The organism is Flavobacterium sp. (assembly GCF_017744675.1).
Taxonomy (GTDB): Bacteria; Bacteroidota; Bacteroidia; order Flavobacteriales; family Flavobacteriaceae; genus Flavobacterium.
The window spans coordinates 137,248-149,484 of sequence record NZ_JAGIAV010000004.1; the positions used below are offsets into that span (position 1 = coordinate 137,248).

Genomic DNA, 12,237 nt, shown 5'->3' on the forward strand with positions numbered 1-12,237 from the left:
ATCCAAAAATAAACAATGTCTCAAAACACTTTAGAAATACAAAGAGAAGATAAGAAAGAACTTTACGCATACCAAAAAGGTGATATCGACGCCATTTTTGACCGTTTAGACAACGCTCCTCCAAGACACCACTTACTGTACCAGCTTCCAACAGGAGGAGGAAAAACAGTAATATTTTCTGAAATCGTTCGCCGCTATTTGTCTAATAATGACAAAAAAGTGGTTGTTTTAACGCACCGTATCGAACTTTGTAAACAAACTTCAAAAATGTTGACTGGTTTTGGCGTTACAAACAAAATAATCAATAGTAAAGTAAAAGAATTGCCAGATCAGAATGATTTTTCTTGTTTTGTGGCAATGGTTGAAACTTTAAAAAACCGTATTAATGATGAAAAATTGCATCTAGACAATATTGGTTTGGTTATTATTGATGAGGCACATTACAACTCCTTTAGAAAATTGTTAAACTCATTTAAAAATGCTTTTATTCTTGGAGTAACAGCAACACCTTTGAGTTCAAACATAAAATTGCCAATGCACCAGAGTTACCACGAACTTATTGTAGGTGACACTATTGGTTCGCTAATCGAAAAAGGTTTCTTGGCAAAAGCAACAACTTACAGCTACGATGTTGGTTTGACTTCGCTAAAAGTGGGTATCAATGGAGATTATACCGTAAAATCTTCAGACGATTTATATACTAATACACTGATGCAAGAAAAATTGCTTCATGCGTATACAGAACGTTCTTTAGGAAAGAAAACCTTAATTTTCAATAATGGTATCCATACTTCTTTATATGTATATGAAACGTTTAGAGAGGCAGGTTACGACATTAGACACTTAGATAACACAAGCAGTTCTGAAGAGCGTAAAGACATTTTGCAATGGTTTAAAAAGACTCCAGATGCGATTTTGACTTCTGTCGGAATCTTAACAACTGGTTTTGATGAGCCAACGGTAGAAACGATTATTTTGAACAGAGCAACAAAATCGTTGACTCTATATTTCCAAATGATTGGTCGTGGTTCTCGTAAATTGCCTGGAAAAGATGAATTTACAGTTATCGATTTAGGTAACAATGCCGCTCGTTTTGGTTTATGGAGCGATCCTGTAAACTGGCAGCACATCTTTAAATCGCCTGAGTTTTATTTGGAAAACTTACGTGATGACCATGAAATCGAGATGTTCTTTAAATACAGCATGCCGCCAGAATTACGTGCAAAATTCAGCAAAACTGCCGATGTTACTTTTGATGTCGATGAAGAACATAAATTAATTATCAAACAAAATCTTCGTTCGAAAGTTGTTTTGGATAAATCGTTAGATCAGCATGCTTCTATGTGTGTAGACAATACAGAAACGCTTCAAGAGGCAAAAATGCTGGCTAGAGAATTAGAAGATGATATTGAAGACCGTATCAAACGCTATTCAAAATGTTTAAGCCAATGCAGTAAAAACTATCGCGAATGGCTAGTGGATGATTACAAACAAAGATTGACATTATTAATTGGTAAAAAGTATCGTGAGAAAATCATGAACGAGCCAGATTGATAATTTAGTCTCAAAGTCTAAAGTTTAAAAGTCATAAAGTTCTTGTACAGAACTTTAAATAAAATAAACCATTAATATATTCAGACCTACTTCTTAATATATTAATGGTTCAATAGTTTTAAGGAGAAATAAAATTTTAAAAGATTTTGGCAAATCTAAAATCTAAAGTCAAAAATCTAAAATCAAAAATAATCATGTCTAAACCATTCTCAACATTAGGACTTTCTGCTCCAATTTTAAAAGCTTTAAGCGAATTAAATATTGTTGAACCAACAGAAATTCAACAAAAAACAATTCCGCTATTTTTGAGCGAAACTCACGATATTGTTGGTTTAGCCAAAACGGGAACAGGAAAAACTGCCGCTTTTGGATTACCATTATTGCAATTGGTCAATTCTGAATCTACTGAAGTTCAAGCTGTAATTTTGGTTCCGACAAGAGAATTGGGACAGCAGATTTTTAGAAATATAGAAAGTTTTTCAAGATATATTCCGAATATATCTATTGCCTCAATTTGCGGAGGAACTCCGATAAAACCGCAAATCGAAAGGTTGAAAGAAGGCGCTCAAATCGTTGTCGCAACTCCTGGACGTTTAATTGATTTGATCCAGCGAAAAGCAATCGACATTAAAAAAGCTGAATATTTAGTTTTGGATGAAGCCGATGAAATGGTCGCGATTCTTAAAGAAAGTTTAGACGAAATTGTAGCAGAACTGCCTAAAAAACATCGTACTTTATTGTTTTCGGCAACGCTTCCTGGAACGGTAAAACAACTGATTCAGAATTATTTGAATAAAAATGTAGTTCAAATAAGTGCCAGCATGGAAACAGTTGGAAACGAAGGAATTGATCATGAATATATTGTGGTTGATCCAATTGAAAAACTAGAAGTTTTAATGCATTTCTTGAACTCGAGAGAAGGCGAAAGAGGAATTATTTTCTGTAAAACGAAAGCTGCTGTAAATAAATTAGCCAAGAATCTAGCCATAAACAAGTTTTCTTCTGGAGCACTTCACGGAAGTTTAACACAAGGAATTCGTGACAGGATTATGGAACAATTTCGCGAAGGCCATATCAATATTTTAGTTGCAACCGATCTGGCAGCGAGAGGAATAGATGTTAAGGAGATTTCGTATGTTATTAATTATCATCTTCCTGACACTTACGAAAACTACGTTCACAGAAGCGGAAGAACCGCAAGGGCAGGGGCAAAAGGACTTTCTTTGACTGTTTTACAGCAAGAAGAAGTTTTTGAAATTGCTGATTTTGAGAGAGAGTTGGGCATCAAATTTTCTGAATTCAAAAAACCGTCGGCAGCAAGTTTGGAAGAAAACAACATGCTTTTATGGGCCAAACAAATCTTCAAAACGAAGCCAAATCATGAGCTTTCGCAAGATCTGAAAACACGCGTAAAAACAGTCTTTCATCATTTAACAAAAGACGAACTAATCGAGAAATTGATGGCCAATTATGTTTTGCAAAACAAAATCGATATAGTTGAAAAACCTGTTAAAAAATTCAAAAAGTAATAAATATGACAATTGTCATTGCATATTAAAGTTGTATATTTATAAGGAATTATTTTATAATCCTACTTAATACAATATATATGAAAATAGTCATTATTGGAGGTGGATTTGCAGGAATCAATCTTGCAAAAGAGCTTGTAAATCACCCTCAAATACAAGTAACGCTTGTCGACAAGAATAATTATAACTTTTTCCCTCCACTTATATATCAAGTTGCTACGGCATTTTTAGAACCATCGAGCATTAGTTATCCGTTTAGAAAATTTTTTGCTGGAAAGAAAAACCTGCAGTTTCGTTTAGGCGAGCTTTTATCTGTTTCTCCTGCCGAAAAAAAGATTACATTAAGCAACGGAGAATTAGATTATGATTATCTGGTTTTTGCAACTGGAGCCGAAACCAGTTATTTTGGCATGGAAAACGTGATGAAAAACGCTATTCCGATGAAAACCTTAAATGATGCCATCGAAATGCGTAATGCGCTTCTTAAAAATCTAGAAAAAGCTGCGATTTGCAAGGATATGCGCAAACGACGTAAATTGTTGACCATTGTAGTTGCTGGAGGCGGACCAACAGGAGTAGAAGTTTCTGGAATGTTTGCCGAAATGCGAAAAAATATTCTTCTAAAAGAATACCCAGAATTGGATACTTCTGCAAGTAACGTTTATTTGGTTGATGGAGGAGATGCGCTATTAGCTCCTATGAGTAAAGAATCTCAAAAAGACACTTTAGAAGCTTTGACCAAATTGGGTGTTGTTGTAAAATTAAACAGCCGTGTAACCGATTATATTGACGATACTGTTCATTTTGAAAATGGTGAAACGATAAAAACCAAAAACCTTATCTGGGCTGCCGGTGTTACTGCAAAGATTTTTGAAGGAATGCCAAAAGAAAGTTACGGACGAGGACGCCGAATGGCTACAGATGTTTACAATAAAGTAAATGCGGTAGATTATATTTATGCGATTGGAGATACGGCAATTTTAGCAGGAGATCAGAATTTCCCTGACGGACATCCGCAAGTAGCTCAAGTTGCAATTCAGCAAGGATTAAATTTGGCTAAAAACTTTAAAGCTATGGTAGCCAATAAACCGCTTAAACCTTTTGCTTACAATGACAAAGGTTCTATGGCGATTATCGGAAAAAATAAAGCTGTGGTAGATTTACCAAGTCCGAAATGGCATTTTAAAGGATTCTTTGCTTGGTTTATCTGGCTGTTTGTTCACTTAATCTCATTAATCACATACCGTAACAGATTAAACACATTCTGGAATTGGATGGTTGCGTATTTTGCAAAAGATCAATCACTTAGAATGATCATTAGACCTGAGAAAAGACAGCAAAGCTAAAGAAATTAAATCTCAATTTTTTAAATTCCAAATTCCAAAATTGAAATGTTTTAAAATACTATAAAGCCTAAATCAAAGATTTAGGCTTTTTTATTGGAATTTGGAATTTAAAAATTGGGATTTCAATTAAAAATTTATTCGGCCGTTGTAGGATCAATTATTCCTGTGACTTGATTTACAGAATTAGCTGGAAAACCTCCTAATTTAGCGTGTTCATAGACCATTTCTTCATTTGGTGCGATATAAATGCAATAAAGTTTATCGTTTGTAATATAACTGTTTACCCACTGAATTTGTGTTCCTAGTTGATTAAGCACGCCACAAGAAGCCTGTGAAATACTTTTTAATTGATCGGATGTAAGTTTACCAGCATTTGGGATTTCTCTTTCAATAACATATTTCGGCATAGCATTTCGAAATTTATTCCTACTCGTATGGCTTTTCGGTTTCGCCCCGTTTTTCAAATGGTATCTGGATTCCATTCCATTTTATGCTATATAAAATTAATGAAATAAAAGCGCAAAAACAATTACTGAAAACTGATTATTAAACACTTACGAAAACAGCCTAATGTCCAGAAGTGAAATTATCTTCTGCAGATAATTCTACTTTTTGTGTAATAAAACGTTTTCCAATATTTAAAACAATAAAGGCTATAATTGTCGTAACAGTCATAATGAAAACCATTGGTGCAACAGAATCTTTTACAAAAATTCCAACGGCAAAAGAAGCCAAAGACCCTAATCCTAATTGAATAGCGCCCATTAAAGCAGAAGCACTTCCAGCGTTTTTCGAAAATGGCGCCATTGTAAGTCCCGCCGTATTCGGATTTGAAATTCCTAAACAACCTAAAAACACAAAAAGTATCGCTATGGTTTCATACAATCCTAAAAGGTTATTCAGAGAAAGCACAAGAAAAACAATACTAACTATAGACTGTAAAATTAATGCACCAAAAATCAGTTGCTCGCTTGAAAATTTCTTCAATAAAACCGAATTTAACTGGCTTGAACCAATAAAACTTACAGACATAAAAGCAAAAATCCAACCGTAAGTTTTGGCGTCAACATGGTAAATATCCATAAAAACAATAGGCGAAGCCGCTACATAAGTAAATAGTCCAGAAAAAGCGATTGCACCAGTAAAGGCATAAGTGTAGAATTGAGGTTCTTTAAGCACTTTTAAAAAGTTAGAAATGATAGGTTTTGGTTTTAAAGATATAGAGGTGTCTGGCTTATAACTATCAGGAAGACCTATTTGTGACGCTAATAAAACAGCGATTCCCATACACATCAATATAAAAAACACAGTATGCCAGCCATAATCTTCTGTTACATAACCGCCAATTGTAGGCGCTAGCATTGGAGAAAGACCAAGCACAAGCATTAAAAGAGAGAATACTTTAGGTATCTCTTTTACAGGAAATAAATCACGAACCATGGCTATTGAAGCAACTGTGGCAGCGCAGCTACCAATAGCCTGAATAAATCGCAATAGAATAAATTGATCAATATCAGTTACAAAAACACATCCTAAAGATGCCAAAATGTAAACTAGCAAACCAATAAATAAAGGTTTTTTGCGTCCAAAACGGTCTAATAAAGGTCCATAAAGCAACTGTCCAGCTGAAATTCCGATAAAATAACTGGATAAACTCATCGAAACTTTTGCAACAGTTGTATGCAAATCTTTTGCAATTCCTGAGAAACCAGGCAAATACATATCTATCGAAAAAGGGCCAAGAGCCGTTAAAGAACCTAAAATCAGGATTAATTTTATATATTTTTTTCTTGTCATTTTGTTAAAAAGGGGGCTTATAATTTTTTGTAAAGGTAAAGATTTCATACCTTGTTGTATAACTTGAAGAAGTTTATCACAAATAAATTAAAGTAATTGCCAAAATTATTTAGTGTAACTATTTATTAATCTTTAAATTAGAAAAATTATGAAAAAGTACCTTTTATTATTAGCAGTCTTATGCACATCAATTTCATTTGCGCAAACCATTACATCCAAACAAGAAGAAGCCAATACAGAACAGTATGAACTTCTGAAAAAAGTAAACCAATTTTATCCTGACATTACCTTAAGCAAATCGGTCACGAATTTTTATGCCGATGGAAATATCATTGATTCGCAACAGGATTTTGATTTAAGAGGAACAAAATTTTCAAGTTATAAACTAGGAATCGAGCCAGGAAACAAAAAAGTAAAGTTTGATTATAATTCTACTGAAGCTGGCCATGTATATGGCGATGTTACGATTTTTAACGGAAATGCTTTGCGAACCACTTTTAATGAAAAAACAAACCAAATTGACGTCTCATTAAACGGAAAATCAGTTTATTTGAAAAAACTATAGATTTAAGAAAACTTTAGAAAAAGCATCGCAATCATGTGATGCTTTTTTGATTTATATTTGGTTCAGATTTTATTAAAACAAACTACAATGAAAAAATTTCTTTTCCTGGCATTTTTTATTTCCTTACAAACATTTGCACAGCAAAATAAATTCTCAGGAACTTGGGGAAACGAAAAATGCAAAAGTTGCAAAAAGGAATATATTTTCAGAATTACAATTGCACAATCTAATTATAAGATTTTTGGAACTGCTGAAGTTACCAGCGAACATAAAGAACTAAATTCTGGCATTTTAGAAGTAACCGGACATGTGTATCCACATGGCGATAAAGCTCAAATAAAGTTTAAAGACAAAAGCGGAGTCACATCGAGTGCTGTTTTATACGTAGAAGATTCTGTCATACAGTTCACCAAGAATGGCGGAGGTGATTTGATCCCAAAAGAGATGATTTTGAATAAATTATATGAATAAGCTCTTTCTCAGGGCTATTCCATTTTGAACTATAATTTATAGTATGAATCGCAGTATGTCCAAGAAGATGTTAACAACTTTATCAACAGTAATATAAAGCCCTATTTTTGAAGAAATCTAAATATAGAAAATTTTGGAACATAAAAAAAGCCCCGTTTTATTGGGGCTTATTTATTGATATTTTAGATGTCTTCTTTAATCTCTATCAAGTAGATACTCTAAATTTTGAAGTTTATTATTTACTCTTTCAAGTTCAGAAACAACATTTTGTAATTCTGTCAGTACGCTACTCATTGTAGAATCGAGATTTCTTATTTTAGAATCAAGATTTTCAGTATTAGTATCTATATATCCAGTATTTGAACTTATGGTATCTAAAAATGAATTTAAATCTGTGTTCGATTTAATATCAGTTAACAAATCGATAATTTGATAAGCTTGTTCTTCCGTCATAAATTTAATTTTTGAGTTATTATTAATTTATTATAAGAACAATGGTACAGTATTTTTTCTAAAATTCTGCAAGTAGTTTTACCCTTTTACCTCATTAATTAATTTTCCATCAACAAAATATTGCATTAAAGAATTTGCACCTGATAAACGGTACAATGTTCGAACCGTTTTTCCATCAAATATTCTGACATCTCCATAAGTCAAAATATCGTCATTTGATAAAAAGGTATAAGTTAAATGTCTTTTATCCATAATTGTAACATTATAAAGTTTAAACTTACTGCTACTCGGATAAAGTAATTCAGCAGATAGAAATTCATTAACCTTTAAATTATTCTTGTAATTTGATTTAACTTCTTTCGAAATCAGAATGTCAGGATAAAATATATTTACTTGCTTAATCAAATCATATTGATCGATATTAATAGGTTCTTTTTTCTCTAAAAAGATTTTCATATCTGAATCCTGAGCAAAAGAAGGAATAGAGAGTACAATAAAAAGCAATAAAGTAATTTTTTTCATGTGGTTTTGTTTTGTGAGTTTATAATTACTAAAGATTTCCAAATATAGTGCCAATAATTTTAATTTCACTTTGTCAATTGCTATAAAAGAATAAATAATTTAACCTTAAAAAATTTCTGTTTATTATATATTTACATATTAAAAATAAAATAAATAAGATATGATGAAATTAGTAGACGCAAATGGTTTTTTCGAATTTAGTTATAATGGAGAAAAATTTCTTGGAAACGTTAAGAATAAAAGACCTAAATCATTTTGTTTTATAGGTAATCACTTAGAAAAGGTAACTATTGACGTAATTATCAACTTAGAAGAATATAAATCTGGGGTTAAAGAAAATACAGAAGAACTGATCATGATAGCACCAAATATACCATCTGATATTAGCTTTTGGGTTAATGCATACTTCACACACAATCCATCGGTTTCAAGACGTGACTTTCAATGCGATAAGCCTTTGTAATTTAATACAAAGGCTTATCTACTATATAATCATTGAAATATTGTCGGGAAATATATTTACCAGTTTTTCGATTGTATATGTTGATGTAGTGATAATCAAATCCGACATGCTTACACCAATTATGCAGGTAAAATATAGATTTACAAAACTCAACCTTTATAGGTCTAATAGATTTATCTTTATTAAAAACCGTACAACTGTAAGGAGTGGGAGTGGTATTAGCCATTAGAAAAATTTATTTCTAAATTCAATTGTTAAACTAAAAGAAGTAAGTTCAATTTTAAAACCCCCATCAACAGCCTTTAAAGTTGTGAATACAAAAGGAATGTAAGTGCCAGTAGAAATACTGTCATTAGCCATTAAATAAACTTCATTAGTTCTCACATCCTGATATATCCTAAGTAAGTGATAGCGACCACCAGTATAGGAATAAGTTGAAGTAACTTTAACAAACATACCATTAACCTGCAATGTATCTGCCGTCAATACAACTCTTTGTTCATCAAAATCTGTAGGCATTGTACCAACACCATTTTCATTATCAAAATGGTTAGCGTTCCAAACTTCCATATTTGCGGAACTTGATATTTTTAGCACAGTCTGAACAATATAAGGTTTTGAATTTGTATTTGAAGTCAAATTATACACATTTCCTCTATACTGCGGACTATCATAGACTTTAAAAAATTTCTGAGTTTGTACAGGAAAATTATTAACATAGACTTCCTGTATTCCCGTAGATTGATTAGCAACTTTCAAATGCACAATCGTAAATGCAGTAAAAAAATCATTTAAAGGAATTACATTTAAATCCGTCATTGCTAAATCATTAATAACAGAAGCTACAGCAATATTATCTACATTAAACAACTCAACACCTTGAACTCTTTTATTATCCAAATACAAGGCGACAGGAAAAAATTGACTATTTATCTCATCAATAACATATACAGTTCCAACTTCATCAATATAAGTGGATTCTACAGATTTCGTTTTAACAGTATATGTGTCATCAATATACTGAATGTAATCTTTTTTGGTACTCATAATTAATTAAATAATGGAACTTTCTTTAAGTCCGAAGTTGATAAATATTTTTTCAAATCAGCTTTTAAATCACGTCTTGTAATAACATAATAACAGCCGATTACTAAAGGAACAGTTGTAACTTGTTTTACTTTCAATAACTCGTTAATTGTCTCTTTTTCATTTTCGAAATTAGACATTGGTTCAGTTATCCAAGTGTACCAAGGAGCGTCTTTTGTCTGCTTATTTGTTCCTAACCAAACCGCCAAAGATTCTGCTATATTATGAACTTCCTTACGAGGTGTAATTTTGTTCAATTCAATTTCTTTGGTCATTGGGTTAGAAACAGCAATTTTTAAATCTTTTTCTGCATCTTCCAAAGCTTTTTCCTCAGCATCTTGCGTGAATTTAGCATACCATTTTTTTAATAACGGATAACACACAATAATACCAACACACAAAAGCCAGTATTTTTGCAGAAAATCAAAGAGCCAAACAGTATTGGCTTGGCTCTTTGTTCTATTAACTATCTCTCTCTGAGCCATAATTATTTTTTCTTGAATAATTTATAAGCCAAAAGTCCTGCTACAGCAACTAATACAACATTTGCAATAGTTTTATTGTTTGCGTAAAAAAGTTTGATTTTATCTAACATCTTGTTTAAATTTTGAATTAATAATTTTTATCGTTTTGATCGTTTGTTTAGACTGTAACGCTGTAAACAGTATAAAAAAAAAGCAGTACGGGAATAATCAAATAATTGAATCTGAATTTCTTCTTAGCCGTTACCGTGACATTTGCAAGATTATAATCTCCCATAATGTCAATAGCATCCTGAATATCCGAATCATATATTAAATCATGATTAGGAGCACATTCATACTTAATAATGGCTCTTGCAATAACTAAGTAAAACTTTGCATCTACAATTTTGATTGTTTGGTCAGGGTCTAAGCCAACAGCTTTTGAAATAACCTCAATATACTTTTGCGTATCATTTTCAAATGGCGGGGCATATTCAGTTATAAGCTTTCTAACAGTATTTTTGCCTTTATCAATATCGTTTGTCAAATCTCGCAACATGGCACGAATACCATATTTTACTTCTGTAAATTGCTCAAAATGTTTATCGGTATTTTGAGCATTTGGTATTTTTCCTAGCCAAGCAATATTTGTCAAAACCAAGTTACCCGGATTATTATTCCGAATACCTCTTGTTAAATCCTTTCTACCTAAAAAATTACTCATTTTGTTCTGTAATTAAAGGTTTAACAGGCGTTTCAGGTTCGTCTTTTGCAAAATCAAGCTTACTCAATTCATCAGATACAACTTGAATACCTTTTAAAATAGCAGTTACAACCGCACCATATTTTACGATAATACCAATTATCGAAACAATTCCTTTCAAATTTTTCATTACTTATTTTGTTTTAATTGTTTTCTTTTTTCTAAATGCTCTTTGAGTAAATCCACCCCCTCATGAAGTATAAGAGGGAGGAACTTTAATATAAACCTTAACATTAGTTCGAACGAATAAATGTTCCTGCATACCCACCGTTTTTTGCACGTGGATTAATTACAAACGCCATACTGTCAATTACGACCTTACCGCCGTTTTTTTGCATTGTTCCCCAGTGAAAAGATTGAACACCAGTTTTAGTGTTAGTAAAAGTGCATGCCACCGAACCAAACCAACCTTTGTCTGAAAGATTTGACTTTGTTGTTGTCACACATTTGATTGCAATCAATTCTCCTTTAGCTAATCTCCAACCAGTTGTTAAATGTTGTTCAACACCTTTATTTGGACCAGAAACAGGAGTGTAAGTAGTGTACTTTGCGCCTGAATGCTTTACTTTTTGCTTATTATTGTTATAACTCTGATTATTGTAATTATAACTTTTTCTATTTTGTGCCATTTACTTTATAATATGTTTAATTAATAATATGATTTCAGCCAGTTTTTTTATTATGATTACCGCCGAATCTATCAGAAATACAATAAGATAGATTCGATAGTAATTTTTCGGCTTATGATCTTTTTCTCGCAACTCTTTTACCTGAATTATTGCGATCACTTCTTAATAACCAAATCAAAGCAATAAGACCAGCAACAGCACCAACAACAATTTTCCAGTTTCTCTGAAACCAAACTTTAATTGTTGAGCTTACCACAGTAGCACCAACTTGACCAGTTCCCTCTACAAATCCAGCACTTAATCCATCATTAACACCCGTTGTTATGGCTTTTGCGAAAATTTGAGAACCTGCATTTGCTACAGCACCAACTGCATTACTTGCGGAATTTAAAGCCAGTTGTTTGTTGTATTCTTCCTCAGCTTGTTTGTTTGCCTTTTTTGCTTCGTGAGCATCTTGCAAATTCTGCGATATATTTTGAACAGTTCCGCCAACGAAAGGAATTGCACCCATAATAGGAGTAGCGACCTTTACCAAATTTTTGAACGAAACATTTTTCTTAATCGCAGTTCCAATTTTTTTGAAAAATCCCATAGT

Annotated in this window: 16 protein-coding genes; 6 read left to right on the plus strand and 10 right to left on the minus strand. The window is 32.4% G+C overall.

Going from position 1 to position 12,237, the window contains the following annotated elements; genetic code table 11:
• The first annotated feature begins 15 nt into the window (after window positions 1-15).
• The 3 genes from J7574_RS10925 to J7574_RS10935 all read left to right on the plus strand — a co-directional run bounded on the left by J7574_RS10925 (window position 16) and on the right by J7574_RS10935 (window position 4,429).
• Window positions 16-1,554: a DEAD/DEAH box helicase gene (locus tag J7574_RS10925; protein WP_290968074.1), complete on the plus strand. Its 1,539-nt coding sequence runs from the start codon at window positions 16-18 to the stop codon at window positions 1,552-1,554.
• Between the two features lie 194 nt (window positions 1,555-1,748).
• Window positions 1,749-3,083, plus strand: coding sequence for a DEAD/DEAH box helicase (locus J7574_RS10930; RefSeq protein ID WP_290968077.1), 1,335 nt, complete (start codon window positions 1,749-1,751; stop codon window positions 3,081-3,083).
• Between the two features lie 80 nt (window positions 3,084-3,163).
• Entirely contained in the window at window positions 3,164-4,429 is a 1,266-nt protein-coding gene (locus tag J7574_RS10935; RefSeq protein WP_290968080.1) for an NAD(P)/FAD-dependent oxidoreductase, read from the plus strand.
• 134 nt (window positions 4,430-4,563) lie between these two features.
• On the opposite strand, the gene J7574_RS10940 is transcribed toward J7574_RS10935, so the two are convergent.
• The gene (locus tag J7574_RS10940; protein ID WP_111369734.1) at window positions 4,564-4,836 is read right to left on the minus strand and encodes a DUF4242 domain-containing protein; all 273 of its coding nucleotides are present in this window, start codon (window positions 4,834-4,836) and stop codon (window positions 4,564-4,566) included.
• Between the two features lie 160 nt (window positions 4,837-4,996).
• Window positions 4,997-6,226, minus strand: a complete 1,230-nt coding sequence (locus J7574_RS10945; RefSeq protein WP_290968085.1) for a multidrug effflux MFS transporter — start codon at window positions 6,224-6,226, stop codon at window positions 4,997-4,999.
• A gap of 148 nt (window positions 6,227-6,374) precedes the next feature.
• Here J7574_RS10945 and J7574_RS10950 point away from each other — a divergent pair, with 148 nt between their 5' ends.
• Complete coding sequence (locus J7574_RS10950; protein WP_290968086.1) at window positions 6,375-6,791, plus strand: hypothetical protein; 417 nt, start codon at window positions 6,375-6,377, stop codon at window positions 6,789-6,791.
• An 87-nt stretch (window positions 6,792-6,878) separates the two neighbouring features.
• Window positions 6,879-7,262, plus strand: coding sequence for a hypothetical protein (locus tag J7574_RS10955; protein WP_290968088.1), 384 nt, complete (start codon window positions 6,879-6,881; stop codon window positions 7,260-7,262).
• A gap of 195 nt (window positions 7,263-7,457) precedes the next feature.
• On the opposite strand, the gene J7574_RS10960 is transcribed toward J7574_RS10955, so the two are convergent.
• Window positions 7,458-7,715, minus strand: a complete 258-nt coding sequence (locus J7574_RS10960; protein WP_290968089.1) for a hypothetical protein — start codon at window positions 7,713-7,715, stop codon at window positions 7,458-7,460.
• Window positions 7,716-7,793: 78 nt separating this feature from the next.
• Window positions 7,794-8,237: a hypothetical protein gene (locus J7574_RS10965; RefSeq protein WP_290968090.1), complete on the minus strand. Its 444-nt coding sequence runs from the start codon at window positions 8,235-8,237 to the stop codon at window positions 7,794-7,796.
• A gap of 160 nt (window positions 8,238-8,397) precedes the next feature.
• Here J7574_RS10965 and J7574_RS10970 point away from each other — a divergent pair, with 160 nt between their 5' ends.
• Window positions 8,398-8,700 carry a hypothetical protein gene (locus J7574_RS10970; protein WP_290968091.1) on the plus strand — a complete coding sequence of 101 codons (303 nt, stop codon included), beginning with the start codon at window positions 8,398-8,400 and terminating at the stop codon, window positions 8,698-8,700.
• A gap of 225 nt (window positions 8,701-8,925) precedes the next feature.
• Here the strand turns inward: J7574_RS10970 and J7574_RS10975 are convergent, their stop codons facing one another.
• From J7574_RS10975 to J7574_RS11000, 6 genes are all read right to left on the minus strand, one after another.
• Window positions 8,926-9,747, minus strand: a complete 822-nt coding sequence (locus tag J7574_RS10975) for a hypothetical protein (RefSeq protein WP_290968092.1) — start codon at window positions 9,745-9,747, stop codon at window positions 8,926-8,928.
• Between the two features lie 2 nt (window positions 9,748-9,749).
• Window positions 9,750-10,271 carry a hypothetical protein gene (locus J7574_RS10980; protein WP_135222595.1) on the minus strand — a complete coding sequence of 174 codons (522 nt, stop codon included), beginning with the start codon at window positions 10,269-10,271 and terminating at the stop codon, window positions 9,750-9,752.
• 157 nt (window positions 10,272-10,428) lie between these two features.
• Window positions 10,429-10,974: a hypothetical protein gene (locus tag J7574_RS10985; protein ID WP_290968094.1), complete on the minus strand. Its 546-nt coding sequence runs from the start codon at window positions 10,972-10,974 to the stop codon at window positions 10,429-10,431.
• Complete coding sequence (locus tag J7574_RS10990; RefSeq protein ID WP_290968095.1) at window positions 10,967-11,143, minus strand: hypothetical protein; 177 nt, start codon at window positions 11,141-11,143, stop codon at window positions 10,967-10,969. Before J7574_RS10990 ends, J7574_RS10985 begins: the two co-directional genes overlap by 8 nt.
• A 103-nt stretch (window positions 11,144-11,246) precedes the next feature.
• Complete coding sequence (locus tag J7574_RS10995; protein ID WP_290968097.1) at window positions 11,247-11,642, minus strand: hypothetical protein; 396 nt, start codon at window positions 11,640-11,642, stop codon at window positions 11,247-11,249.
• A 112-nt stretch (window positions 11,643-11,754) separates the two neighbouring features.
• Entirely contained in the window at window positions 11,755-12,234 is a 480-nt protein-coding gene (locus tag J7574_RS11000; protein WP_290968099.1) for a hypothetical protein, read from the minus strand.
• Between the last annotated feature and the right edge of the window lie 3 nt (window positions 12,235-12,237).

Excerpts from the sequence above, each read along its gene's own strand:
- J7574_RS10925 (WP_290968074.1), top strand. The coding sequence starts at position 16 with ATGTCTCAAAACACTTTAGAAATACAAAGAGAAGATAAGAAAGAACTT.
- J7574_RS10930 (WP_290968077.1), top strand. The coding sequence starts at position 1,749 with ATGTCTAAACCATTCTCAACATTAGGACTTTCTGCTCCAATTTTAAAA.
- J7574_RS10935 (WP_290968080.1), top strand. The coding sequence starts at position 3,164 with ATGAAAATAGTCATTATTGGAGGTGGATTTGCAGGAATCAATCTTGCA.
- J7574_RS10940 (WP_111369734.1), bottom strand. The coding sequence starts at position 4,836 with ATGCCGAAATATGTTATTGAAAGAGAAATCCCAAATGCTGGTAAACTT.
- J7574_RS10945 (WP_290968085.1), bottom strand. The coding sequence starts at position 6,226 with ATGACAAGAAAAAAATATATAAAATTAATCCTGATTTTAGGTTCTTTA.
- J7574_RS10950 (WP_290968086.1), top strand. The coding sequence starts at position 6,375 with ATGAAAAAGTACCTTTTATTATTAGCAGTCTTATGCACATCAATTTCA.
- J7574_RS10955 (WP_290968088.1), top strand. The coding sequence starts at position 6,879 with ATGAAAAAATTTCTTTTCCTGGCATTTTTTATTTCCTTACAAACATTT.
- J7574_RS10960 (WP_290968089.1), bottom strand. The coding sequence starts at position 7,715 with ATGACGGAAGAACAAGCTTATCAAATTATCGATTTGTTAACTGATATT.
- J7574_RS10965 (WP_290968090.1), bottom strand. The coding sequence starts at position 8,237 with ATGAAAAAAATTACTTTATTGCTTTTTATTGTACTCTCTATTCCTTCT.
- J7574_RS10970 (WP_290968091.1), top strand. The coding sequence starts at position 8,398 with ATGATGAAATTAGTAGACGCAAATGGTTTTTTCGAATTTAGTTATAAT.
- J7574_RS10975 (WP_290968092.1), bottom strand. The coding sequence starts at position 9,747 with ATGAGTACCAAAAAAGATTACATTCAGTATATTGATGACACATATACT.
- J7574_RS10980 (WP_135222595.1), bottom strand. The coding sequence starts at position 10,271 with ATGGCTCAGAGAGAGATAGTTAATAGAACAAAGAGCCAAGCCAATACT.
- J7574_RS10985 (WP_290968094.1), bottom strand. The coding sequence starts at position 10,974 with ATGAGTAATTTTTTAGGTAGAAAGGATTTAACAAGAGGTATTCGGAAT.
- J7574_RS10990 (WP_290968095.1), bottom strand. The coding sequence starts at position 11,143 with ATGAAAAATTTGAAAGGAATTGTTTCGATAATTGGTATTATCGTAAAA.
- J7574_RS10995 (WP_290968097.1), bottom strand. The coding sequence starts at position 11,642 with ATGGCACAAAATAGAAAAAGTTATAATTACAATAATCAGAGTTATAAC.
- J7574_RS11000 (WP_290968099.1), bottom strand. The coding sequence starts at position 12,234 with ATGGGATTTTTCAAAAAAATTGGAACTGCGATTAAGAAAAATGTTTCG.